The organism is Knoellia pratensis (assembly GCF_042666395.1).
Classification (GTDB): Bacteria; Actinomycetota; Actinomycetes; order Actinomycetales; family Dermatophilaceae; genus Knoellia; species Knoellia pratensis.
On sequence record NZ_JBHTDJ010000001.1, the window covers coordinates 1,321,413 to 1,345,918 of the forward strand.

A 24,506-nucleotide genomic window follows, 5' to 3' on the forward strand; every position below is an offset into this window, starting at 1 on the left:
GCCGTCACCCGCGGAAGGACAGCCCTCCGATGCGATAGCCGTGGCGGCCGAGCAGGGGAAGGGTCAACAGGGTGCCCAGCGCGCGGTCGCGCCACGGCATACTCGTGCGCCACTCGTCGTCGAGCGCAAGGCGGACCAGTCCCGACGAGTGCCGGTTCGGGTTGCCGGCGACGGTGTGCGTCGGCTCCAGCCTGACGGTCCCGTCGGCGCCGAACTCAGGACCGCGCATGCGACCCAGCCGGTCGAGCACCCGTTGGATCGACGTCTCCGGCTGTGCCACGAAGTCCTCGTAGCGCATCACGAGATGACGGTCCCCGGCGGGGAACCAGTGACCCAGCAGGGTGTACCACACGGTCCACACGAGGGCGCTGCGCCAGATCTCGAGGCGCTCCATGGTCGCACCGTCATCGCGGTCACCAGTGGGTTTGGTCCGACGCCACGAGTGTGCTCCGGCGCGAGGATCGCGGACGACAGTGAGCATCGTGAGCTCCACGTCAGGCAGCCGGCTCAGCAGGAGGGCATAGACGGGGCTCTTGGAGGAGTCCACGATGACGTCGACGCCGTCGAGCTCGGCCACGGCGGCATACAGGCGGTGAATCGTGGCGTCGTGCCGGTGGTACGGCACGAACGACCGGCCGACGGCCGAACGCACCAGCCCCAGCGGAATCCTCATGGTGCGCAGTCGGCGGAGCAGGTCCTCGTGGACGGCGACAGGGTCAGGTGGTCCGTCGACGCCGAAGGCTCGGTCCACGACCCGGGTCCACACGGGGCAGCGACTGAACTGCTCGCCACACCCGCAACGGTGGTCCTGGTCGAACCCTCGTTCCCACGCGTAGCGCAGCTCGCCAGCGGCGAAGACGCCGGGGGACTGACCCAGGATGGTGCTGACGATCGTCGTGCCGCTGCGGCCGGCGCCGCCGACGTACAGCACCCGGATCGGACGCCGGCTCACGCGCCGATCCCCGCCGCAACACGTCCTCGGGCCACGTCGCGGTACGCGGCATCGAGTCCCGCGAGGTGCGACCGTGGGGAGAAGCTCGTCGCGACCAGCGTGAGGGCGCGTCGGCCCATCTCGTGTGCGGACACCGGGTCAGACACCATCGCGGTAAGGCACGTGGCCAGGGCCTCCGGCCGATCCGCCGGAACGAGCCGGCCCGTGAGGCCGTCGGTGACGAGCTCGGGAAGACCGCCGAGGTCCGTCGAGACCACGGGGACGCCCAGAGCGAAGGACTCGAGTACGGACAGGGGCTGGTTCTCGTGCCACCGGGACGGGACGACGGTGGCCACGCAGGACGCGACCAGCCGGTGTAGGTCGGGGGCTGGCAGCCGACCGTGGAAACGTACGCGCCCGGGCGCGAGCCGGTGTGCCAGGTCGTGCAGGGACTGGGCCTGGGGGCCGTCACCGGCGACATGGAGCACGGTGTCCCCCGGCACCGAGGTCATCGCCCTGATCGCGACGTCGACCCCCTTCTCGTGACTCAGTCGGCCAGCGACGACGAGGTCTCGCCCAGGCCCGGTGGCGGGATCCCCGGCGGGGTCGACGACATTGTGGAGCACCCTGATCCGGCCCTCCGCCACCCCACTGCGACGGACGACGTCAGCAAGGAAGCGGCTCGGGCTCAGGAAGAGGTCGACGGCATCCCATGCGCCCAACGCCCGGTGCACGCCCGACTCGGCTGCGAGCACGGCGCTCGCTGCGAGCGAGCCCTCCTTGCACCGGCGCGCCACGGCATGCCAGGTACCGGACTCGACGCAGTCCTGGCACAGCGCGCCGTTCGCGAGTAGCTGATAGCTGGGACAGGCGATCTTGTAGTCGTGCAGGGTCATGACGCAAGGCACGTCCGCGGACGCCACCGCAGCCACGACCGAGGGTGAGAGCTGGTGGTAGACGTTGTGGAAGTGCACGATGTCGGGCTCGAACCGGGCCAGAGCCTGCTCGATACCCGTGCGGCTGCGTGGGGACCACACCATGCGCGCTGCCGCGCCGAGACTGGCGAGCCCACCGGGAGCAGGGTCGAGCTGGACGTAGCGCGCGAAGGTGTCGGCGAGGGGGAGGCCGGGCGCGTTGTCGGGGTGGTCCATACCCCAAAAGTCGACCACGTCCCCGCGGGAGCTCTGGAGCGCCCCGACGTCGAACATGTACCCCTCCGCGCCGCCACGCCGATGGAGGAACTTGTTCACGTGCAGCACACGCATCGGTCCACAGCCCCTTCCGATCGTCGCCCAATTTACTGCATGCGACCGCGCGTGTCCGGTGGTCTGCGGATGTTGCCGGTCACCCGCACGGAGCCGATCCCGCGGCTACGATGTGAGAGCCGGGTGCAGCGTCGACCCGGAGGAGTGCAGGTCATCGCGCCGGGAGGATCCATGCAGGGATCAGTAGGGCGCGGGATCCGCCGGCGAGTCCGACGGGCCGTCACCTGGCGGCCGACTCGCGCCGGAACCGATCCCGTCGACATCGCCGAGCTCATCGCTCCGCTGCGCTTCGACGTGGTCGTCCGCGCCCGCTTCCTCGACTGGCTCGAGCCGAGGCTCGATGACGACCCCGTGGCAACGGCCCGACAGGCCTTGGACCATGAGTATGCCGCATGGTTCCGCCACATCGAGGTCGCCCGTTTCCGTCCCCACCTCGCGAGCGACGAAGTCGCGCTCCGGACGGCATACGGTGACCGGGTGGGGCGCACGGCCACCCTCCTCCGTTCCTACTTGGTTCGTGGTTTCGACCCGAGCCACCCGGTGACCCTCCGGCGCACGAGCAGTGCCAGGACGGCCGACTCTGGCCTGCTCGTCGCGAAGACGCTCCACGTCGGTGACGGGGCGCACCGGTTGGCCCTGCTCCTTCGTGACGGACTCCCCCTCCAGCCCGAGATGTACGTCGTGGAACCACGTCCGATGCCGGTCATCGACAACACCAGCGTTCTCGTGCGCCACCTCGACGTGGGTGCGGGGGAGTATGCGTCGTTCCTGGCTCCCTGGTATGCCGCCGGGCGGGTGGCCTCGCTCGCAGGGCTTGAGGCAGCCGTGGGCGAGGGAGCACCCGAGCGGGTCGCCGAGCTGAGGGCGGTCATGCGCACCCACCTGGCCGCAGGCGTGCGGTCCTGATGTCCCGCGGAGACCTCCTCGCGCGGTGGAGCGCCCCACCGGTGGCCCCTGAGTCCACGCCCCGATACGTGCTGCGCAAGGTGTTGCGGCACGCCTACTGGGCCCGTACCGAGGGCATCGGCCGGCTCGTCGAGGAGGACCGACTCGACCCACGCGAACGCGTCGGCTCGGCCCTTCGCAAGGCTCTCTGGCGCCGCCGTTCGGGTGGTTTGCCCGGGTCGACCCGGCCGGTCTACGTCGTCGGCCTGCAGCGGTCCGGGACCAACATGCTCCTTCGTGGTCTCGATGCGGCTCCGCAGATCGAGGCTCGGGGAGAGAACGACCGCGAGCTGTTCGAGCGGTTCCGGCTCCGGGATCGGGACACCCTCGCGGCGGCGGTGCGCAGGAGCCGCCACCACCTCGTGCTGATCAAGCCCATCTGCGACTCACACCGGGTCGATCTGCTGCTTGATGACCCACTGCTGCCGCACGGCAGGGCGCTCTGGGTGGTGCGTGACGTCGTCGAGCGGGCGCGCTCGGAGGTCTCGAAGTTTGGCCCCGCCAACCTCATCGCACTGCGGGACATCGCGGCCGGTCGCGGCGAGCTGAGGTGGCAGGGCGAACGCCTGCCCTCGGCGAGTGTGGAGCTGGTCCGATCCTTCGACACCGAAAGCATGACCTCGCACACGGCCGCGGCACTGTTCTGGGTGGTGCGCAACCAGCTGGTCTTCGACCTCGGCCTCGACGCTCGCGACGACGTGCTCCTCGTCTCCTACGACGCCTTCGCCGCCGACCCCGAGTCCGAGATGCGCCGGATCTGCACGTTCCTCGACTTCCCCTTTCGCCCCGAGCTCTGCGCCCACGTGACCCGTCGTAGCACCCACGGGCACAAGCCGTTGGACATCGACCCGCGGGTCCTCGCGCTGGCCCACGGCCTCGAGAAGCGGCTGACGCGGCTCCGCGAGCAGCAGGGAATGGCGTCGTGAGGTGGCTCGCCGCGGCCGGTGCGATCGTCGTCGCCACGCTGACCGGCTGCACCGGCGGGACACCTGACTACGTGCCGCCCTCGACCGTGCCCAGCGGGGCTTCTGTCCCGCCGACCCCCGTCGTCGTGCCCACGCCCGGCGACGGCGAGGGGCCGGTCGGAGCGAAATGGGACTGGGGTCGCTTCGACGCCTTCGAGCCCTACGTGCGGCAGCTGTCCGGGGGTGCGACGTTCTACGAGCTCGTCTGGTGCCAGGTCGAGAAGACCCCCGGCGATCGCAACTGGGCGATCCTGGACCGCATTGCGAGCCGGGCCGAACGAGCCGGTGTCGAGCTCATGCTCAAGGTTCGGGTGGGACAGTGCTGGGCGACCGGCCAGGAAGGTGAGTTCGTCAGGGGGAACAAGGCCAAGACCGAGTCGAGTATGCCTCGGTCCGAGCTGGAGTACACCGACTTCGTCACCGAAGCCGTGCGTCGCTACTCCGCCAGGGGAGTGCGCGTCTGGGCTGTCGAGAACGAGGTGAACTCCCCGACGTTCTGGGCGGGCACGGCGGCCCAGTACGAGCGCCTCGTCGCGACGGCAGCCCGCACGGTCCGATCCCTCGATCCCGAGGCGGTCGTCGTCGACGCCGGGTTGAGCAGCACGAGCTACGGCGTCGGCATCGCGCAACGGCTCATCGATGACGGCGACGAGGATGCAGCCGTCGGGGCGTGGAACACCTACTACTCCCGGCGCTTCGGGACCCGCGGTGACGAGCTCATCCGGGCCGCGGGGGTCGACGAGCTCCGCGCCGCGCTCGCCGGGGAGCAGCAGCGCCGCAACGCCGACTACCTCGCCGCGACGATCCGGCTGCTCGACCAGGGCGTCGTCGACGTGCGGCAGGTTCACTTCTACGAGGACGCCTCTGCGGCGGACCTGCTCACCGACTACGTCCGTGAGACGACCCCCGCAAACGTCCCGGTCGAGCTGTGGGAGGTGGGGAGCTTCGTCCGGGGGGCGGAGCTCTCCCAGGAGGAGCAGGTCACGGACCTGGTCGTGAAGGTGTCACTGTTCCTGGCCGCCGGGATGCGCAAGGTCATCTGGCTCCCCCTCATCCCCAACCCGGACGGCCGCAACGCCGACGAACCCCGCTCAGGGCTCCTCGCAGCCGACGCGTCGGTGCGTCCGCTCGGTGAGGTCTACGCGCGGTTCGCCGCCGATGCCCGCGCCGCGCGGGCCGCCCCCGTCATTCAGGGTGACGTCCGCGGTGTCGCCCTCACGAAAGAGGGCAAGTCGGTCGCGTACGTGTGGTCCACCGGAGATCCGGTGCAGCCGGCGCCCGGGATGCGTGTGGAGCCGCTGCCACCTGGATCACCCGCCACCGAAGTCGTGGGAAACAAACCGGTGCGCGTCACCGGCGCGTCGACCCCCGACGAGCTGTGGAAGGACTCCCCGTGACGACGAGCATCGACCCGGCCCGTCTCGTCTTCGTCGGCGGGCTGCACCGCAGCGGCACGACACCGTTCGCCCGGCTGCTCGCGGAGCACCCCGATGTCTCAGGGCTCGCCCGTACGGGAGTGCGTGAGGACGAGGGCCAACACCTGCAGGGCGTCTATCCCAAGGCCAAGGTCTTCGGTGGATCCGGACGCTTCGCGCGTGATCCGCGGGCGCACCTCACCGAGGACTCGCCGTTGTTGACCCCCGAGGCGCCCCAAGCCATGCTCGACGCCTGGCTGCCGTACTGGGACGACGGCGCGCGACTGCTCTTGGAGAAGTCGCCGCCCAACATCCTCATGGGACGTTTCCTGCAGGCGGCATACCCCGGCTCGGCCCTCATCATCGTCGTGCGCCACCCCGTGGCAGTCGCGCTGTCGACGAAGAAGTGGCGCAGGTTCTCCTCAGGTGACCCTCGCCGGTTCGAGTCGCTGAGCAGGTTGGTCGAGCACTGGATCCTCGCTCACGACATTCTCGCGGAGGACCTCGAACGACTCCCGCGCGCCATGGTCGTGCACTACGAGACCCTGGTTCACGCACCCGGCCCCGAGCTGGAGCGAGTGCGAAGCCACCTCGGTCTTGACCCCGCTCATCCGCTGCAGCCGCTGTCACGCGACCACGGGTCCGAGTACGAGCTGTGGTGGGAGGAGCTTCGCTCCTCGCTGCGCCCGGGGGGGTGGCAGCGCCGCCTCATCGAGCGACGATACGGAGACCGCATCGCGCAGTTCGGCTACGACGTCACGGACCTCAGCGCCCAACGCGCAGTGGCGGCAGACCCGCACCTGCTCCGTGCCTGAGCACGAGCTCGTGCCCACCATCCGGCCGGGCCCATGGCACAGGCCGTCAGCAGGCCTTCGCGGCGACCGTGTCCGCCGTGACGCGCAGGTCCTGTGCCGAGGCCACGGCGGAGTTCGCCGTCTGCTCCGTCCCCGAGATCTGGTCGGCAGCGCCCTCGATGGTGGTCCGCGCCTGAGCGAGGGCGGCCGCCTCGTCCGCGGTCGACGTACGCCCGCCCGCCGTGCTGGCTGCGCCGAGCCGTCCGAGGGTTGCCCGAGCACGCACGAGCAGGGCTGAGCGGACTGCGTTGCGGCTGCGGACCGCCGCCGCCGCCGCCGCCGTCCGCGCGGCATTCAAGCGGGCACGGGAGAGAGCCGACTCGACGGTCGCACACGACTTGTCGGGGCCGTAGGCCTTGTCCCGAAGTTCCTTGACCTCAGTGCGCGTCGCCGCCAGCGCCGAGGCGACGGCGGGCATCGCGTCTCGCGAGCTGGCCGCGTGGGAGAGGTCGCGCAGGTTGCGGGCAAGTTCGTCGAGCTCTTTCGTCACAGCGGCCGGCCGGACCGGAGTAGCGGCGGTGGGCGTTGAAGTCGACGTTCCTGTGGGCGCAGGGCTGGCCGGGGCGGTGGGAGAGGCGACTGGTGTCTCACGACCCCCGAGGTCACGCGTGCTGGCCTCGGTGCTGCAGGCCGCCAGGACGGCGACCAGGACGGTGGCGACGAAGGAGCCACGGGTGCTGCGTATTGAGGTCACCGACCCTCCTCATCGGGTCGACATGACGGTTCATGCGATTCCAAGACCGCGACGTCACCCTGTCGATATCATGATCATCTGATCATGCCACGCAGGGGCCGGATCGGGACCGGATCGGGTGAACGCCCGCCCGGTGGGCGTCGGGGTCATACCCTCGTCAGTAGGACCGAGGACGGAGCGCGATGTCGATGAAACCTTCGACACGATTGCGGCAGACCTTGAGCCCGTTGCGCCCGATCCTGCGCCGGGGAGAGCGGATGGTGCCCGGCTACCTCGTCGTGGGGACCAAACGAGGCGGTTCGACATCGCTCGCTGACTGGATCGCCGGACACCCAGAGGTCTCCCCGTGCCTGTCGGAGAAGGGCACGCACTACTTCGATGTCAACTGGACCAAGGGTGAGGCCTGGTTCCGCTCGGCCTACCCGAAGCAGGCGCCCGGCAAGCGGATCACCGGGGAGGCGAGCCCTTACTACATGTTCCATCCCGAGGCCCCTGCCCGGATCGCGCGCACTCTTCCGGAAGTCCTGCTCATCACCTGTCTGCGGGACCCTGTCGCCCGAGCGTGGTCCCACCACGCGTACGAGGTGGCCAAGGGTCGCGAGACCCTCGGCTTCGAGGAGGCGCTCGACGCCGAGCCGGATCGTCTTGCGGGGGAGGAGGGAAGGCTGCGCAGCGACCCCGGCTACCAGAGCCCACACTGGCGCTACCACGCGTACCAACGCCGCGGTCACTACGCCGCGCAGATCCTCGAGCTGCAGCGGCACGTCGGGGCCGAGCGTGTGCTCGTCGTGCAGAGCGAACGGCTGTTCGCCGACCCGAAGGGCCAGCTCGCGAAGGTGTGGGACTTCCTTGGTCTTTCGCCGTTCGTGCCCGACGACCTCCAACCGCAGAACGCCAACCGGCCGTACGGCTCGATGCCCCCCCACCTCATCACGCGCCTGCAGACGTACTACCGCCCGCACAACGCCCTCCTCTCCACCATCGAGGGCGTGGACGTGTCGTGGCCCGAACACGAACCGAACTGACGACCCTGACCACCGACCCCGACCCCGGAGCGCAGCCCGCCATGGAGATCATCGATTACCTCCGCATCCTCCACCGGAGGTGGCTCGTGCTCGTGCTCGTGCCGCTCGTCGCGGTCGCCGCCGCGGTGGCGTGGGCCTTGTTCAGGCCCCCCACGTATGCGGGCGTTGCCACCGTCAACGGGACGGCCCTCGTCGGCACGACGAGCAGTCAGTTCACCGGTCCACAGGGCGTGGGTCAGTTCGTGTCGGCCTTCGGCGCTGCCGCGAGCGGGCCGTACGTGCTCAACGTCGTCAGTGCACGCACGTCCATGACGGTCCGCGACCTTCGGGACGGGCTCCTCGTCACGCAGGTGGGGGACAGCTCGACGATGCGGGTCGCCTACGAAAGCGGCAAACGTGAGACCGTCGAGCCGGTGCTCACGGCCGTGGTCGAGGAGACGCTCATCGCGCTGTTCCGCCCGCGCGCCGACCAGTCGATCCGTGACCGTGACGCCGCGGCCCGTGAGGTCGAGACGGCCAACGCCGAGGCCGAGGCGCTGGCCAAGAAGGTTGGCCGAGCGAACCCCCGAGAGACCTACCAGGCTCTCGTGAGCAAGATTTCCAGTTTGGAGCAGCAGCAGGCCACCCTGCGCGCAAACGGAAATGCCGTCGGGGCCGCCGTCCTCAACGCCCCGCTGAAGGCCGCGCAAATCGAGGCGGCCGGGTACGGACCGATCCTCGCCGACTTCGCCACGGTGGAAGCCAAGCAGCAGGCTGCAGCCGACGCCCTCGCCTCGGCCCAGCAGGAGTACCGGCTGGCCACCGGCCAACTGACGGCGACCTCGTCGGACCGCGTCGTGTTCGTCTCGGGCGTGTCAACCGCGGCCGCGTCCACTGCCGCGTGGTCGCTCGTCCTCCCGGTGCTCGGCGCGGGGATCTTCACCGCTCTCGTCGTGGTGTTCGTCCTGGAGTTGCTGGGCCGCAGCCGTGCGCGGGGTTCGCGGCGACCCGGCGGCAGTGCCGCGGAGACCGGGGTGGACGACGATGTGGTCGACCGTGCCGGTCCCGTCATGACCGACCCTCCCGGACCGGCCCTCCCGGCCGACTCCCGCTCACGACACCTGACCTCGGCCCGGAACGGTTCAGGAACGGTCGTGGTACCGGACGACGACCGACGGGGCGACCACACTCGGGCCGAGGTCGGGGAACCTCGAGGCGAGACCGACGCGGGGGGCGCCGAGCGGGAACCGGTGCCCGAGCCGTCGGTCGAGCAGGCCCGACCGGTCGCCGGCAGTGATCCGGACGCCTTCTCCTGGGAAGAGGGCCGTAACGGCGCAGCCCGTGCCACGCGCCAGCCTCGCCGACGCTGAACGGAGGGTAGACGTCACGTGACTGCGACACCCTCGAACCGTCCGATCTTCGTCGTCGGCTGCCAGCGGTCCGGCACCACGATGCTCCGCCTCATGCTGGACTCCCACGCGAGGATCAGCTGCGGCCCCGAGACGCGCTTCCTGGAGGGGTTCGAGCCGATCCTCACGGACGACTGGAAGCGGCTGTCCCAGTACGGTTTCACCGAGGAGGAGTGGATCCGGAGGATTCGCGGCTTCTTCGAGGGGATCCACGGTGACTACGCCAAGTCCAAGGGCAAGGAGCGCTGGGCCGACAAGACACCACGCTATGCCCTCATGCTCCCGCTGATCCTGCGCATCTTTCCTGATGCGCAGGTCGTGCACGTGATTCGTGATCCCCGGGACGTCGCGGTCTCGCACCGCGAGCGGTTCGGCTACTGGTCCTGCCTGAAGTCCACCGCCAAGTGGCCCCGCTACGTCGGGACGGCGCGGGACGCGGCTCGCGGCCTTCCGGGTGAGGCGTACACAGAGGTGCGCTACGAGAACCTCGTCGCGGACCCCGAGGCGACCATGCGAGACCTCCTCGCGTGGCTGGGGGAGGAATGGGACCCCGCCGTGCTCGATTTCGACAAGGCCCGACACGACGTCCCCGCGCGGTACCACGCCCAGCTCGCGGCGCGTCGAGCCACCGCTGGCACTGAGGCGGCGGTCTACGCGTCTCGGGTGGGCTCGCACCGTCGCGAGCTCGACCCACTCGTGCGGCTCCTGGTCTGGACCAACAGCCGTCGGCTGCTTCACGAGCTCGGGTACTGACAGTGTCAACGGCCGGCACCCCCACCCAGGGACCCTCGGATGCCCCGTCCCGCTCGGCCGCAGCCTCGGCCACGACCAGACCAATGCTGGTACTGAGTTTCGGTCTTGGTGCCGTTGCCGTCGCGGCCGCAGTGGTGTCCGGGCTCGCCATGGCTCGGGGCGACAAGATCCTCACCGTCCTGCCCCTGGCCCTCCTGGTCGGGCTCGCTGTCGGGGTGCTTGCCTTCACCCGGTACCGGATCTTCGTCCTCCTCCTACTGGCCATCCGCCCCAGCATCGATCTCGTCAAGCTCAGCGGCGACCCCACCGGCACCGCTGGGGGGGCAGGCGTGTCCCGGGGCGTGGACCCCTCGAGCATGCTCGCCGTGCTCTTCCTCGCGGCAGCCCTGCTCTGGTTGGCGGGGCGGGTCGCCGAACAGAGGGCTGTCGCCCCCGGCCGGCTCGGCTGGGCGCTCATTGCGTTCGGCACGACCGCCTACCTCAGTGTCATCGGTTCCGCCCGGCCCGGCGCGAGCGCATTGGAGGCGACCCGAATCGCGTCCGTGGTGATGATGTTCATCGTGCTCGAACAGCTCATCCGCGACGAGCGGTCGATGGGTCTCGTGCTCGGGGCGTGCTACGTCGGCCTGCTGTACCCGCTGCTGTACACCGTCTTCGGCATCGTCACCGGCAACCCTCCGTCCGAGACAGCCGGCTCGTTCACTCGGCTCACCGGCCCCTTCAACCAGTCGAACACCTTCAGCCGCTACCTCGCCTACATGCTGGTCTTCGCCATCGCCGTGTATCCGTACATCGAGCGGCGGCTGCGCGTGCCCGCCCTGGCCGTGATCATGCTGTCCGGGGTCTTCCTCGTGATGACCCTCACTCGCACCGGGATGTTGGGGGCGGTGATCGGCATCGCCCTCGTGGCCGCGTTGCAGCGGCGCCACAAGATTCTCGTGGGGATGAGCGTCTTCGCCGTCATCGCTCTGTTGATGCTGCCCGGAGTCTCCGAACGGTTCGGCACGACGGGGACCGGAACCGAGCTGGGCGCATCAGCGCCGACCGGGAACACCGTCGACTGGCGCTTTCGCTACTGGGCCGAGGTGCTCCCGCTGGCGAACGAGAACCCGGTCACCGGGATCGGCCTGACCATGACCCAGTACGGCACGGCTTCCGAGAAGCAGCCGCACAACGACTTCCTGCGTGCTTACGTCGAGACGGGTGTCATCGGGTTCGGCACCTTCGTCGCGGTCATCGCCACCCTCCTCGGCACCGCGTGGGCCGCGATTCGTGCGGTACCGCGAGGCAGCCCCGGTCATGCAGTGGCCGTCGGGGCCTTCGGATGCGCAGTCGCGTTCAGCCTCAGTGCCGCGTTCGCCAACGTCATGTCCAACGTGGTGAGCCTCTGGTACCTGTTCGCGTTCGCGGCCGCTGCCGGCTGGGTGCTCCGCTCCGCGTCCGGCGAGCGACGTCATCGGGGTCGTTGACTGCGGCACCGATTGGTCGTTCCGTGTGCTCACTGGTCGCGCCGCGCGAGGCCATCCTGACTGACACGACGGCCCACTCGAGTATGGCGCAGGGCCGACACCGGCGACATTGTCGGGTGAGGGAGGGACTGCCGGGCCTTGCGCGTCCGTACGCAACTGGTGGGCGGTCGCCCCGGTCGCGGGGGATGGCGGCCAGGCGCGATGCGAGGAAGTGAACGGGCGGGCCATCGGCCAAGGACTGGTCGACCATTGCTCGGATGCCTCTCAGGATCCAGCTCACGTCATCAGGGTCTTGCTGGGCCTCAGTCGTGTGACTCGCGCGACGATCGCCCGCAGTGCTGCACGGTCCTCCGGCGCGATCCCGAACCGCACCAGGAGCGCGGACTGAACCGTGAGCAGGAGTGGTACTCCTACGAGCAGGGCCGTCACAGGCTCCTCGACCACGGACCGCACCAGGAGTCCCAGTGCTGCTGCGGGGAGCGAGGCGAGGATCAGGGGGACGATGCGTGCGCCGAGGGCGACGGTGCCGAGCACCCGGTACACCTGCAGCACCTTGGTCACGTTGACAACGACGAGCGAGATCGACCAAGCGAGCGCGGCGCCGGTGATGCCGAAGGGGGGAACGAGGAGCAGGGTGAGCACAACGTTGAGAATGAGGACTCCGACGTTGTCCACCATGGAAAGCACGACCCGCCCGGACATGTTGAGCACCACACCACACGGCCCTGCCACAGCGGCGACGAATTGTCCGAAGGCAAGGACGACCGTGACCATCGCCCCCGCGACGAAGTCCTCACCGAAGAGCAGGAGCACCGGCCCGGCGAATGTGACCAGCAGGACGAAGGCGGGCAGGGATGCGGCGAGGATCCACCGTGTGGCCGTGCCGTAGGCGCGTGCCGCCTCGTCACGGTGCCCCAGGTGAGCGAGGTGCGCCATGTGGGGGGTGAACGCGTTGGTGATGGGAGCCATGACGAATACGGCGAGGGAGACCAGGCGCGCCCCGACGGTGAAGACCCCGACGCTCTGCGGGTCACTGAGCCTGCCGAGGATTAGGGTGCCCGACCAGATGAGACCTGTCGCAGCGAGTGTGGATCCCCAGCTGACCAGCGAGAACGAGAATATCGCCCGGGCCTCGATGATCGGACGCACCTTCGGTATCCACCGCAGGCGGCGGATGAGGGCCGCCACCGAGAGGACGGCGGCGAGCCACGCCCCGGCCGCGACGGCCCACAGAGCTGCCGTCAGGCCAAGGCCGAGGCCGACCACGAGACCCGTGAGACCGAGGACCGTCAGCGGGTCGAGGAAGCGACCGATGAGGGTGTACTCGACCTGGCTGCGCCAGCCTTGGGTGGCAGAGAGGGCGGCGTCCGTGATCGTGGTGGCCGGCAGGGTCAGTGCGACGATCCGCACGCCGTCCACGAGCGTGGCGTCGCGGTAGAAGGCGGCCACGGCGGGGGCTGCCAACGCCAGCCCTACGGCCAGTGCCGACGATCCGAGGACGGTGACGCCCATACCGAGCCGCACGGTTCCACGCAATCGCGCCGGGTCGTCGTCGGCGAGGTAGATCGCGACGAAACGAGTCATCCCGGCTCGGAAGCCGGCCAGCCCGAGCAGCGACAACAGGGCCAGCATTCCGTAGAGCAGCGAGTAGCGCCCGAGGTCCGCGGCCCCGAGAGAAGTAGCCAGCAGACTCAGCACCACGAAAAGAGCAGCCTGCTGGACCAGAGCCCCGGCGAGGTTGAGTGCACCCCCCCGTGCGAACGTCTGCGCCCTGCGTGCGTCCCCGGCGGGGCTCGGGTGGTCCCCTCGCGACGTCATGCGTCGCTGGCGCGCGGAGGCTCGACGACGGGCCCGGTCTGTTGTGTCGCCGGTGTGCCCGCCTCGGGCGGGGCCTGCGATCGTCGGCCGAAGGCGGGCAGGCCGTGGTGACGGCGGACCACCATCCACAGGACGGGCGCGATGACGAGCGAGACGAGCAGGATCATGGCAGTGACGGACGTGGGCACCTCGAGCAGCTTCAGTGCCGAGGCGAGCAGCACGAACGCGAGGGCCCGCCGCACGAGTCCACCGGGCGCCCGGGACGACAGCTGGGCCCCGATCCAGACACCGGGGATGGCTCCGACGAGCAGGGAGGCCGTGAGGGTGAGTTCGAAGTCCCCGTAGAGGATGTGGGCGACGGCGGCGGACGTGACGAGGGGGACAGCCTGCGCCAGGTCGGTGCCGACGAGGCTGTTCGCCCGGAGCATGGGATAGAGGGCCATCAGCGCGATGATGATGAGCGATCCGGACCCCACGGAGGTCATCCCGACCACGAGTCCTCCGAGGGCTCCGACGAGCACCGTCGGCAGGACTCGCACCACGACCTCCGGCCTGTCCGCCGTCCGGAGCAGCCCTTCGGCTCGCCGTCGGCGAGCCCGCTCGACAAGTCGCACGTACGCCTTGAGGATGAGCCCCCCGGCCGCGATGAGCAGGGCCACGCCCAGGGCGCGGCGCGTGAGCTCCTCCACCTGCTCGCCGTCGCCGAGTGCACGGATGACGAACACCCCGGAGAACGCCGTCGGCACCGACCCGACGCAGAGCCACGCGGCGAGGCGGAGGTTGACCGTCCCGCGGCGCAAGTGGACGGCTGCCCCGACGGGCTTCATCGCCGCCGAAGCGACGAGGTCGCTGGACACGGCAGTGAGAGGAGGGATGTTGAAGAAGAGCACGAGTACGGGGGTCATCAGCGCACCTCCGCCCATCCCCGTGAGGCCGACCACGACACCTATCCCGAAGCAGGCCGCGGCCAGGGCCCAGTCGACGCTCATCGGATCTCCTCCGACAGCCAGCCCCCGGTCTGAAGGTGGGCGAGGACCACTGCGGTGGCCTCTGCGACGCGCATCACCGTCGTGTCTACGACGAGGTCGGCGTCGTCCGGGCTCTCGTAGGGGTCAGACACCCCGGTGAACTCCCGAATCCGTCCGGCGCGGGCAGCGGCATACAAGCCCTTGAAGTCGCGGGCCTCGCACGTCTCGAGCGGCGTGCTCACGTGGACCAGAACGAAGTCTCCGACCTCCCGGACCATGGCCCGCACCTCTGCGCGAGTGGATCGGTAGGGCGCGATCGGTGCACAGAGCACCAACCCGCCATGGCGAGCCACCTCGGTGGCGACGAAGCCGATCCGCCGGATGTTTTGTTCGCGCCCGACGCGGTCGAAGCCGAGCCCACTCGACAGCAGGCCGCGAACGGCGTCGCCGTCGAGGAGGCTGACCGTGCGACTCGAGGTCTCCAGCAGCGCGTCACGCACCGAGCGGGCCAGGGTTGACTTCCCCGAGCCCGACAGGCCGGTGAACATGACCACGACCCCTCGGCGCGGCCTCGGTGGGCGCCACCGCCGCAGCGCTTGGTCGACACTGTCGGGAACGCGATCCAAGGGGTCGTCGCGAACCGCCGAGTCAAGGGCGGCCCTGACATCGCGCCAGCCCACGGCACGGGGGTCGACGTCGGGAGACGGATGACGCAGGTCGACGGGCGCGCCGAGCCGGGCGGCGAGGAGATCCCCCAGAGCCGTGTCGCTCGCGGGGTCGCGCCACCGCAGTGGAGCGGTGCGAATGGTGACGTCGCTCCCCACCTCGGGTGCGAGGTGGCGGGCCATGTCCAGCAGGACCGCTGTGGGGATGCCATCGGTCGATTGGCGGCTGTCCGGCACCAACAGAAGCACGCGACCCCGCTCCCAGGGCGGCAGCTCGTCGGTGGTGAGCGGGCGGGAAAGGATGACGACGAGATGCCAGTCGGCCAAGAGGGCCGCCTCGTCCAGACGAGGTCCCCCGGCGCCCGATTCCCTGGCGCGTTCACGGCGGAGAAGTCCTCGCAACAGGTCGGACCCGCCCTCGCAAGGAACAGCCTCCTGGACGATGAGCGTCGCGAGGGGTGTGCACTCCTCGTCGACGAGCAGGAGCTCGCCGGAAGGGTGCCCGCTGCCGTCCAGGCCACGGGGGAGCAGTACCGTGGCGCCGGTTACGGGTGAGCCGACCCGCACGACGCCACCGAGGACGTGGTCCACCGGGAGCACGCCGAGCAGTGCGAGCTCCACGTCGCCGAGGGTCACGTCGTCGAGCACCACGCGTGGCCCGACCGTAGATGTCGTCGGCATTAACACACCCTCTCTGCGAGCGCGGTGCACGAGGCAGAGGACGTCCAGAGCCACGGTGCCCCTGTCGGTCCAGCGTATGACCTAGCGGTGGCGTCCCGCCGGGTTTTGGAGATGCCGCCGCCGCGCTCGAGTCAAGGCAGACGTCCCGCACGCTGAGCGGGACGACGTGGCCTTCCCGCTCCCGGGGAGGCCGCCATGCCAAAGCGCAACCGCCCTCCGTCAGCGAACGCATATGTGACCCCGCCGTCCTCTTGGCGCCTCCCGCACACGCCAACTCGTTCGGTGGCCTTCTCGGCTGCTCCGACCGACCCGTCGCGTTCGGCGCGCCAGCCCATTGTGAGGCAGGTCAGCGCACCGAGTTCGCCGTCGTGCACTCCCTCAGTGGCGTCGTTCTCGCCGTAGCCTCTGGGCTCCGTGAGCCCACGTGGAGAAGGACAACGCGAACGCCGCCGGTGGCCACTGGAAGGTTGGGCTGCACATGGTGCCCACCGCGCATGGGCTGGCATGGTCGCCGGAGCATGCGTCGTTCGAGGCCTGATGGGGTCACGACCGGAGCGAACCGTAAGGGAACGGTCCTCGTCCTGACATCGGCACGGGGGCACACCTCGCCTGCGCCGGGGATCGCCCACAAGCCGAGACGACGTCAACCCGCCACGTCTACGACGGCCTGCTCACGGACCTTGTCCTCGTCCGGGGCTGACTCCAACCCCACTGGCTCGGGAGCGGTCGGCCTCGCGGTAGCGTTGCTGCGCGATGCCCACGCTGCAATCCGTCGTCGACCATTTCGCCGCGGCACCCCAGATCCGCTCGTTCCTCGAGACTGCCACCGGCCCCGGCACGGAGACGATCGACGTCTCCGTCAGTGCCGGTGCGCGCCCTGCGCTGATCGCTGCCGCGGTCGAGCGCCTGCGCGCGACCGCTCCCGATCGACTGCCGCTGCTCGTCGTGACCGCGACGAGCCGGGAGGCAGAGGACCTCACCGCCGCTCTCGGTTGCGTCCTCGACCCCGACGTCATCGCCGACTTCCCGTCCTGGGAGACGCTGCCGCACGAGCGACTCAGTCCGCGCTCCGACACCGTTGGTCGTCGACTGGCCGTGCTGCGTCGTCTCGCGCACCCGGCCACGGTCGCCGATGACGACGTCGCACACGGTCCGCTGTCCGTCGTCGTGGCACCGGTGCGCGCCGTCCTCCAGCCGATCTCCATCGGCCTGGGCGACCTCAGCCCCGTTGCCCTGCGCGCCGGAGAGGACCACAACCTCGACGAGGTCGTCGAGGCGCTCGCAGGCGCGGCCTACTCGCGCACCGACCTCGTCGAGCGGCGTGGTGAGTTCGCCGTGCGTGGCGGCATCCTTGACGTCTTCCCGCCGACCGAGGAGCACCCGCTCCGCGTCGAGTTCTGGGGCGACACCATCGAGGAGATCCGCTGGTTCAAGGTCGCCGACCAGCGTTCGCTCGAGGTCGCATCGCACGGGCTGTGGGCCCCGCCGTGCCGCGAGGTGCTCCTCACCGACGCTGTGCGAGATCGCGCGGCGAGCCTCGCCGACCAGCTCCCCGGTGCCGCTGACCTGCTGCACAAACTCGCTGCCGGCATCGCCGTCGAGGGCATGGAGTCGCTTGCGCCAGCCCTCGTCGACGGCATGGAGTCGATGCTCGACAGCTTCCCCGCCGGTTCGCCCGTCGTCACGTGTGACCCCGAGCGCGTGCGCACCCGTGCCCACGACCTCGTCGCCACGAGCCAGGAGTTCCTCGAAGCGGGGTGGGCCAACGCCGCCGCGGGCAACGCCGTCCCCATCGACCTCGAGAAGATCCTCGGATCCGCCTCGTTCTGGTCGGTCGGCGATCTGCGCGACCACGCCCGCGCCACCGAGCACCCGTGGTGGGACCTCACCCCCTTTGTGCTCGATCTGGAGACGACCGACGGCAACGCCGTCGAGACCGGCACCGAGGACCCCACGGCATACCGGGGTGACATCGAGTCCGCCGCCGCAGACCTGCGCACCTGGACCAACGACGGGTGGCGCGTCCTCGTCGCCACCGACGGACAGGGCTCGGCCAAGCGCATCGTGGAGGTCCTGGGTGAGGCCGAGGTGCCCGCGCGGCTCGAGACCGTGCTCGACACCTTCGAGCCCGGCATCGTCCACGTCACGACCGCCCAGCTGGGGCGCGGCTTCGTCCATGCGGCCGGCCGCCTCGTCGTCCTCACCGAGACCGACCTCACCGGCACCCCGTCGACGGGTCCGTCGACCAAGGACATGCGGCGTATGCCGTCGCGCAGACGCAACCAGGTCGACCCGCTCCAGCTCAAGCCGGGCGACTTCGTCGTCCACGAGCAGCACGGCGTCGGCAAGTTCGTCGAGATGATGCAGCGCACTGTCCAGGGCGCGACACGTGAGTACCTCGTGCTCGAGTACGCCCCGGGCAAGCGCGGACACCCCGGCGACCGGCTGTTCGTGCCCACGGACCAGCTCGACCAGATCACCCGCTACGTCGGCGGCGAGCAGCCCACCCTCAACAAGATGGGCGGCTCGGACTGGAAGACCACCAAGTCCAAGGCCCGTCGTTACGTCAAGCAGATCGCCGCCGAGCTCATCCAGCTCTACTCCGCCCGGATGGCGACCAAGGGGCACGCCTTCTCGCCCGACACTCCGTGGCAGCGCGAGCTCGAGGACGCCTTCGCCTACATCGAGACGCCCGACCAGCTCAGCTCCATCGACGAGGTCAAGGCCGACATGGAGCGAGAGGTCCCGATGGACCGACTCATCTGCGGCGACGTCGGCTACGGCAAGACCGAGATCGCGGTGCGTGCGGCGTTCAAGGCGATCCAGGACGGCAAGCAGGTCGCCGTCCTCGTGCCGACGACCCTGCTCGTCCAGCAGCACCTCCAGACCTTCACCGAGCGCTACGCGCCCTTCCCCGTGACGGTCAAGCCGTTGAGCCGCTTCCAGTCCAAGAAGGAAACTGACGCCGTCCTCGAGGGTCTGGCCAACGGGTCCGTGGACCTTGTCATCGGCACGCACCGCCTGCTGTCCGACTCCGTGCACTTCAAGGACCTCGGCCTCGTCGTCGTCGACGAGGAGCAGCGCTTCGGGGTCGAGCACAAGGAGCAGCTCAAGCAGCTCCGTACGGCCGTCGACGTTCTGGCGATGTCCGCAACCCCGATCCCGCGCACACTCGAGATGGCTGTCACCGGCATACGCGAAATGTCCACTCTCGCAACGCCTCCGGAAGAGCGGCACCCGGTCCTCACCTACGTGGGCGCCTACGAGGAGAAGCAGATCACCGCGGCCGTCCGGCGCGAGATGCTGCGCGAGGGGCAGGTCTTCTACATCCACAACAAGGTCGCCACGATTGAGCGCGCGGCTGCCCGGATCCGTGAGCTCGTGCCGGAGGCTCGCATCGCCGTGGCCCACGGCAAGATGGGTGAGCACCGGCTCGAGCAGGTTGTCCTCGACTTCTGGGAGAACCGCTTCGACGTCCTCGTCTGCACGACGATCGTCGAGACCGGCCTCGACATCTCCAACGCCAACACCCTCATCGTCGAACGCGCCGACCGGCTCGGCCTGAGTCAGCTCCACCAGTTGCGCGGGCGCGTCGGACGTGGCCGTGAGCGCGCCTACTCGTACTTCCTCTACCCGCCCGAGAACCCTCTCACCGAGACCGCGCACGACCGCCTCCAGACGATCGCCAGCCACACCGACCTCGGCGCCGGCATGCAGGTCGCGATGAAGGACCTCGAGATCCGCGGCGCCGGCAACCTCCTCGGCGGCGAACAGTCCGGCCACATCGCCGGGGTCGGGTTCGACCTCTACGTACGTCTCGTCGGCGAGGCCGTCTCGAGCTTCAGGGGCGATGTCGACGAGGAGATCGGTGAGATCAAGATCGAGCTCCCGGTCGACGCCCACCTCCCGCACGACTACGTGCCGGGGGAGCGGCTGCGCCTGGAGGCCTACAAGAAGCTCGCGACCGTGGCCGACGAGGCCGCCCTCGGCGAGATCGAGGCCGAACTCCTCGACCGCTACGGCAAGCCGCCGGAGGCTGTCCGCAACCTCATCGAGGTCGCCCGCCTGCGCACGGTCGCTCGCGCTGCCGGCATCAAGGACATCGCGGTGCAGGGCAACACGATCCGCTTCGGGCCGGTCGAGCTGCGCGAGAGCCAGGAGCTGCGACTCCAGCGCCTCTATCCCGGCTCGATCATCAAGGAGGCGCTCGGCACGATCCTCGTGCCCAAACCCATGACGGCCCGCATCGGGGGGCAGCCGCTGCGCAACCACGCGGTCCTCGAGTGGGCGGGTGCGGTCATCCGCACCGTCGTCATGGACAATGTCGGGGAAGCAGCAAGGGTGGCGACGTCCACCCGATGACGAAGGGACACCGAAGTGAAGCCCGTGAAGGCTCGCACCATCGCTCTCGCCCTCGCGGGCGTCCTCGCCCTCTCGGCCTGCTCGGGTACGTCCTCGGCGCAGACCGCCGCGGTCGTCGACGGCCGGGTCATCACCGAGCAGCAGCTGCGCGAGGCGACGGACCAGCTCAACGCGGCCTTCCCGAGGGAGGGGAAGCCCTACACCGCCAGCGAGATCCTCGGTCTCCTGATCCGGGCGCCCTACATCAACGAGGCCGCGACGAAGGCGGGCAAGGCGCAGAGCGAGTCGGCGGCGCGAGCCCAGTTCAAGAATTTCGAGGGGACCCCCGCCGAGTCGGCCGTCGAGGTCGTTCAGGCAGACATGAGCGGCCAGCAGATCGACCAGGCCGCAGGTCAGGCGCTTCTCGCGTCGTTCGCCAAGATCGACGTCACGGTCAACCCGCGCTACGGCACGTTCGACCCTGCCCAGGCCGCGGTCGTCGGCGAGCGCCCCAACTGGCTCGTTCCCGCCCCCCGCGCGAGCTGACGCAGTGGGGCGCCTGAGCCTCCTCGTCACCAGTCCGCGCGTTGCGCCGGGCCTGTTGTCCCGCAGTGCCTGGTATGCCGTGGAGTCGGCTTCCGCGCGCCTGTGCCGTGACCTTTCCGAGCCGGTCGTTGATGCGATCGTCGAGTCGGGCCTGACCGTGGATGCGGTGGGTCCCGAACCGACGGCACCCGACCTCGCCCGACTGCTCGTGAGCCGTTGCGTGGACAGCGACGTCGTGTGGCTGGGTTCGTCGGATGCAGATCCCGGGCTCACCGATGCCATCGCTTCCGAGGTGTCGCGCCTCGAGGTCCCCCCGGAGGTCGAGGTCATCGTGGGGTCGTGGGACGTGCCGGGATCCCGGTTGCTCGACGCTGTCGCCGTGATGGACCGGCTGCGCTCCCCGGGTGGATGCCCGTGGGACGCCAAGCAGACCCACGAGTCGCTCGCGAAGTACCTCACCGAGGAGGCCGGCGAGGCCGTCGAGGCCATTGGGACGGGGGACCGTCAGCACCTCGCCGAGGAACTCGGAGACGTCCTGCTCCAGGTGCTCTTCCACGCGCGGGTCGCCGAGGACGCCGAGTCGGCGCAGGACCAGTTCGACATCGACGACGTCGCCGGAGTCCTGGTCGACAAGCTCGTCCGGCGTCACCCCCACGTCTTCGCCGACGGAGACGCCTCGACCCCCGAAGAGGTCGAAGCCGAGTGGGCACGGATCAAGGCGCAGGAGAAGGCCGCCAAGCAGTCCGGCTGAATTCGGCGTTCCCGTCGGTGTTGCGCGTGGCAGGGCTGTTCGTGAGTGACCGTGGCCGTTTCGTCTGGTCCCAGCTGCCCGTCGACCCCAGCGCGTACCTGCCTGAAGAGTGAGTCGGGCCGGTCACGAACCGGCCAATGCCCGGACACGGTCGCGGGACGCGTGCGACTCTGACCACCCGTTCGCCCTTGAGGAGCCCACCTTGTCGTACCAGCCACCCCTGCCTCCCGGCCCCGGCCCCGGCCCCGGCGCGGGTTACGGCCCCGGCCCCCACGCGTACTACGGCCAGCCCACCCAAGGTGCGCCGCCTCCGTACGGTGCGCACCCGGCATACCTCGGTATGCCCTCTCCCGCACCGCAATCCACCGGCCTGAACCCCTGGATCGCCGGTCTGATCGGAGTGATCTGTGGAGGGGTGCTCACCGTCATCGGCATGACGGTGATCCCGATGATCCTGTTCGGCTTCCTCCTCGGTGGGCCCATGGGTGACGAGGGGTTCATGGAGGGTCCCCACAGCGTCACTGTGGCTGCCGACGGCTCCGTCTCGGGGGTGGCACTCGCGGACGCGCTCGAGGACGGTGAGTGGTACGAGGACATGACCTGCCCCAACACGGCGACGGTGGCGACCGACGTGACGACGATCTGCGAGGGCACGGACGGCTTTGCCGACCTGCGGGTGGTCGTCGTCTTCCGCGGCACGGACGGAAGGTTTGGCACGGCCGACCTCTTCGAGTGAGGTCCCCCGGATCCTTGACTTGGAGAAATAAGCCATGCTTAACTCTCCAATGTGAAGCTCACTCCTCAGGAACAGACCATCCTGCGCCTGCTCCGGTCCGACCCGCTGCTCGACGCTGCCGGTCTCGCGGACCGCCTCGGCACGACGAAGGCCTCGATCTCGGTCGCCCTGTCCAACCTCACCCGCAAGGGCGCGATCCTGGGTCGCGGCTACCTCGTGCGCGGCGAAGCGGCGGTCGTCGTCGTGGGCGGAGCGATCATGGATGTCAAGGCTCGCTCGAGCGCACCGCTCGACCACGCGACCAGCAACCCCGGCGAGGTCGACACGGACCCCGGTGGAGTGGGGCGCAACATCGCCGAGAACCTCGCTCGCCTCGGCACCCCGACCCACTTGGTGGCGGCGATCGGGAGTGACTCGTTCGGCGAAGCGCTCCTCGCCCACACCCGGGGAGCCGGCGTCCAGCTCGACCACGTCGTCACGAGCGGCCGGCCGACCGGCACCTATCTCGCGGTCCTCGACCACGACGGTGACCTCTCGGTGGCGGTCTCGGACATGAGCGCCACGGACGCCCTCACCGTGTCCGACATCGAGCCGGCGCGCTCGCTCGTCCAGAACTGCGATCTGCTCGTCGTCGACGGCAACATCCCGCTGGACGTCGCGACCTGGCTGTGTGACGTCGCCCGAAGCGGCGACGTGCCCGTCGTCATCGAGCCCGTCTCCGTGGTCAAGGCGCGCAGGCTCCGACCGCTCCTGGCTCCGGAGCGGCCGATCCTTGCCGTGACCCCCAACATCGCGGAGCTCGCAGCCCTCGTCGACCACGATGTCGCCGACACCGTCCCCGCAATCACTCGCGCCACCACCGAGCTGCACGCCCTGGGTGTGCGCCACGTGTGGGTCCGGCGTGGGAAGCGCGGCAGCCTCCTCTCCTCGGCCCCGGCCGGCTCCGGCGTCACGTCCCGCCCGACCGTCACCACGAACACCGCCGTGAGCGCCGACGTCGTCGACGTCACCGGCGCTGGCGACTCCATGACCGCCGGGTTCGTCCACGCCCTCCTTCGCGACGACGACCCCGTCACCGCCGCAGCCTTCGGCCAGGCCACTGCCGCCCTGACCACCGAGTCCGCGCACACCGTGCGTCCAGACCTCACCCACGCGCTCGTGACCGGGCGCCTCACCACCCAGCAAGGAACCTCATGAACGCCCTCACGTCCGCCTCTGCCCATCCTCACCCCGCGCTCGCCCTCGCACCCGAGGTCGCCGAGGCCATCGCCCAGGGCCGTCCGGTCGTCGCGCTGGAGTCGACGATCATCAGCCACGGAATGCCCTACCCGCGCAACGTCGAGATGGCCCGCGAGGTCGAGCAGATCGTCCGTGACGGCGGCGCCACCCCCGCGACCATCGCGATCCTCGACGGTGTCGCCCGCATCGGCCTCTCCGCCGACGAGCTCGAGCTCCTCGCCACCCACGAGGACGTCGCCAAGGTGAGCATCCGCGACCTCCCGCACGTCATGGCGACCAAGCGCCATGGAGCGACGACCGTCGCGAGCACCATGCGCCTCGCCGCACTTGCTGGCATCAAGGTCTTCGTCACCGGCGGGCTCGGTGGTGTCCACCGCGGCGCCGAGGACTCCATGGACGTCTCCGCCGACCTCACCGAGCTGAGCCTCACCGACGTCGCCGTGGTCTCGGCCGGCGTGAAGTCGATCCTCGACATCGGCCGCACCCTCGAGGTCCTCGAAACCCTCGGGGTGCCCGTCGTGACGTTCGGCTCCGACGAGTTCCCCTCCTTCTACTCGCGCTCCTCGGGCTTCACCGCGCCAATGCGCTCCGACACGGTCGAGGAGCTCGCCGAGATGATGCGGGTCAAGTGGGACCTCGGGCTCGCCGGCGGCATCGCCGTCACGAACCCGGTCCCGGTGCAGGACGAGCTGGCACCCGAGGCGATCTCGGCCCTCATCGACCAGGCCGTCGCCGAGTGCGGCGAGCGTGGCATCACCGGCAAGGACATCACCCCCTTCCTCCTCGGCCGCATCGTGGAGCTGTCCGACGGTGCGAGCCTGGAGACCAACATCGCGCTGGTGCGCAGCAACGCCCGCCTCGGCTCCGCCCTGGCCCGGGCCTACGCGGCAATGGCGCCGGTCGCCTGACCCAGCCACCCGGCATACCCACGGTGTGCCCTCGCGAGAGGACCACTTCTTGGTGAGGCGTACAGCCCGAGCTGGCCGTCTCGTCACGAAGTGGTCCTCTCGCGCTCTGAGCAGCCGGGTATGCCGGCATGCGGGTCGGTCGGACGGGT

General features: G+C 69.8%; 20 protein-coding genes. 14 read left to right on the forward strand and 6 right to left on the reverse strand.

The window, feature by feature from the left end:
• Nucleotides 1-4: 4 nt before the first annotated feature.
• Together ACFQRE_RS06355 and ACFQRE_RS06360 are read right to left on the reverse strand one after the other, a co-directional pair.
• Nucleotides 5-952 (reverse strand): sulfotransferase, encoded by a 948-nt coding sequence (locus tag ACFQRE_RS06355; protein ID WP_380120067.1) that lies wholly within the window; start codon nucleotides 950-952, stop codon nucleotides 5-7.
• Nucleotides 949-2,196: a glycosyltransferase family 4 protein gene (locus ACFQRE_RS06360; protein WP_380120069.1), complete on the reverse strand. Its 1,248-nt coding sequence runs from the start codon at nucleotides 2,194-2,196 to the stop codon at nucleotides 949-951. Before ACFQRE_RS06360 ends, ACFQRE_RS06355 begins: the two co-directional genes overlap by 4 nt.
• 171 nt (nucleotides 2,197-2,367) lie before the next feature.
• On the opposite strand from ACFQRE_RS06360, the gene ACFQRE_RS06365 reads away from it, so the two are divergent.
• The 4 genes from ACFQRE_RS06365 to ACFQRE_RS06380 are packed head-to-tail and all read left to right on the forward strand — an operon-like array spanning nucleotide 2,368 to nucleotide 6,336.
• Nucleotides 2,368-3,102 carry a hypothetical protein gene (locus ACFQRE_RS06365; protein WP_380120071.1) on the forward strand — a complete coding sequence of 245 codons (735 nt, stop codon included), beginning with the start codon at nucleotides 2,368-2,370 and terminating at the stop codon, nucleotides 3,100-3,102.
• Nucleotides 3,102-4,067, forward strand: a complete 966-nt coding sequence (locus tag ACFQRE_RS06370; protein WP_380120073.1) for a sulfotransferase domain-containing protein — start codon at nucleotides 3,102-3,104, stop codon at nucleotides 4,065-4,067. The genes ACFQRE_RS06365 and ACFQRE_RS06370 overlap by 1 nt, the downstream gene beginning before the upstream one ends.
• Nucleotides 4,064-5,503, forward strand: a complete 1,440-nt coding sequence (locus ACFQRE_RS06375; RefSeq protein WP_380120075.1) for a hypothetical protein — start codon at nucleotides 4,064-4,066, stop codon at nucleotides 5,501-5,503. Before ACFQRE_RS06370 ends, ACFQRE_RS06375 begins: the two co-directional genes overlap by 4 nt.
• Nucleotides 5,500-6,336 (forward strand): sulfotransferase family protein, encoded by an 837-nt coding sequence (locus tag ACFQRE_RS06380; RefSeq protein ID WP_380120077.1) that lies wholly within the window; start codon nucleotides 5,500-5,502, stop codon nucleotides 6,334-6,336. Before ACFQRE_RS06375 ends, ACFQRE_RS06380 begins: the two co-directional genes overlap by 4 nt.
• Before the next feature lie 46 nt (nucleotides 6,337-6,382).
• Here ACFQRE_RS06380 and ACFQRE_RS06385 read toward each other — a convergent pair whose 3' ends face one another.
• On the reverse strand, nucleotides 6,383-7,069 hold the full coding sequence (locus tag ACFQRE_RS06385) for a hypothetical protein (protein ID WP_380120079.1): 687 nt from the start codon (nucleotides 7,067-7,069) through the stop codon (nucleotides 6,383-6,385).
• Between the two features lie 218 nt (nucleotides 7,070-7,287).
• Between ACFQRE_RS06385 and ACFQRE_RS06390 the strand changes: the two genes are divergently transcribed.
• The 4 genes from ACFQRE_RS06390 (at nucleotide 7,288) to ACFQRE_RS06405 (ending at nucleotide 11,704) form a co-directional block, all read left to right on the forward strand.
• Nucleotides 7,288-8,094 carry a sulfotransferase family protein gene (locus ACFQRE_RS06390; protein WP_380120081.1) on the forward strand — a complete coding sequence of 269 codons (807 nt, stop codon included), beginning with the start codon at nucleotides 7,288-7,290 and terminating at the stop codon, nucleotides 8,092-8,094.
• Nucleotides 8,070-9,443, forward strand: a complete 1,374-nt coding sequence (locus ACFQRE_RS06395) for a hypothetical protein (protein ID WP_380120083.1) — start codon at nucleotides 8,070-8,072, stop codon at nucleotides 9,441-9,443. The genes ACFQRE_RS06390 and ACFQRE_RS06395 overlap by 25 nt, the downstream gene beginning before the upstream one ends.
• A gap of 18 nt (nucleotides 9,444-9,461) precedes the next feature.
• On the forward strand, nucleotides 9,462-10,235 hold the full coding sequence (locus ACFQRE_RS06400; protein ID WP_380120085.1) for a sulfotransferase family protein: 774 nt from the start codon (nucleotides 9,462-9,464) through the stop codon (nucleotides 10,233-10,235).
• A gap of 83 nt (nucleotides 10,236-10,318) precedes the next feature.
• Nucleotides 10,319-11,704, forward strand: coding sequence for an O-antigen ligase family protein (locus ACFQRE_RS06405; protein ID WP_380120087.1), 1,386 nt, complete (start codon nucleotides 10,319-10,321; stop codon nucleotides 11,702-11,704).
• A 276-nt stretch (nucleotides 11,705-11,980) separates the two neighbouring features.
• On the opposite strand, the gene ACFQRE_RS06410 is transcribed toward ACFQRE_RS06405, so the two are convergent.
• The 3 genes from ACFQRE_RS06410 to cysC are packed head-to-tail and all read right to left on the reverse strand — an operon-like array spanning nucleotide 11,981 to nucleotide 15,836.
• Nucleotides 11,981-13,522: an oligosaccharide flippase family protein gene (locus ACFQRE_RS06410; RefSeq protein ID WP_380120089.1), complete on the reverse strand. Its 1,542-nt coding sequence runs from the start codon at nucleotides 13,520-13,522 to the stop codon at nucleotides 11,981-11,983.
• Nucleotides 13,519-14,511, reverse strand: a complete 993-nt coding sequence (locus ACFQRE_RS06415) for a sulfite exporter TauE/SafE family protein (protein WP_380120091.1) — start codon at nucleotides 14,509-14,511, stop codon at nucleotides 13,519-13,521. Before ACFQRE_RS06415 ends, ACFQRE_RS06410 begins: the two co-directional genes overlap by 4 nt.
• Nucleotides 14,508-15,836 carry an adenylyl-sulfate kinase gene (gene cysC, locus ACFQRE_RS06420; RefSeq protein WP_380120093.1) on the reverse strand — a complete coding sequence of 443 codons (1,329 nt, stop codon included), beginning with the start codon at nucleotides 15,834-15,836 and terminating at the stop codon, nucleotides 14,508-14,510. Before cysC ends, ACFQRE_RS06415 begins: the two co-directional genes overlap by 4 nt.
• Nucleotides 15,837-16,589: 753 nt before the next feature.
• Here cysC and mfd point away from each other — a divergent pair.
• The 6 genes from mfd to ACFQRE_RS06450 all read left to right on the forward strand — a co-directional run bounded on the left by mfd (nucleotide 16,590) and on the right by ACFQRE_RS06450 (nucleotide 24,357).
• Complete coding sequence (mfd, locus tag ACFQRE_RS06425; RefSeq protein ID WP_380120095.1) at nucleotides 16,590-20,198, forward strand: transcription-repair coupling factor; 3,609 nt, start codon at nucleotides 16,590-16,592, stop codon at nucleotides 20,196-20,198.
• A gap of 24 nt (nucleotides 20,199-20,222) precedes the next feature.
• Complete coding sequence (locus ACFQRE_RS06430) at nucleotides 20,223-20,723, forward strand: hypothetical protein (RefSeq protein ID WP_380120097.1); 501 nt, start codon at nucleotides 20,223-20,225, stop codon at nucleotides 20,721-20,723.
• A 4-nt stretch (nucleotides 20,724-20,727) separates the two neighbouring features.
• On the forward strand, nucleotides 20,728-21,474 hold the full coding sequence (locus tag ACFQRE_RS06435; RefSeq protein WP_380120099.1) for a MazG nucleotide pyrophosphohydrolase domain-containing protein: 747 nt from the start codon (nucleotides 20,728-20,730) through the stop codon (nucleotides 21,472-21,474).
• A 202-nt stretch (nucleotides 21,475-21,676) separates the two neighbouring features.
• Nucleotides 21,677-22,210: a hypothetical protein gene (locus ACFQRE_RS06440; RefSeq protein WP_380120101.1), complete on the forward strand. Its 534-nt coding sequence runs from the start codon at nucleotides 21,677-21,679 to the stop codon at nucleotides 22,208-22,210.
• Nucleotides 22,211-22,261: 51 nt separating this feature from the next.
• Nucleotides 22,262-23,407: a PfkB family carbohydrate kinase gene (locus ACFQRE_RS06445; RefSeq protein WP_380120103.1), complete on the forward strand. Its 1,146-nt coding sequence runs from the start codon at nucleotides 22,262-22,264 to the stop codon at nucleotides 23,405-23,407.
• Nucleotides 23,404-24,357 carry a pseudouridine-5'-phosphate glycosidase gene (locus ACFQRE_RS06450; RefSeq protein WP_380120105.1) on the forward strand — a complete coding sequence of 318 codons (954 nt, stop codon included), beginning with the start codon at nucleotides 23,404-23,406 and terminating at the stop codon, nucleotides 24,355-24,357. The genes ACFQRE_RS06445 and ACFQRE_RS06450 overlap by 4 nt, the downstream gene beginning before the upstream one ends.
• Nucleotides 24,358-24,506: the final 149 nt, after the last annotated feature.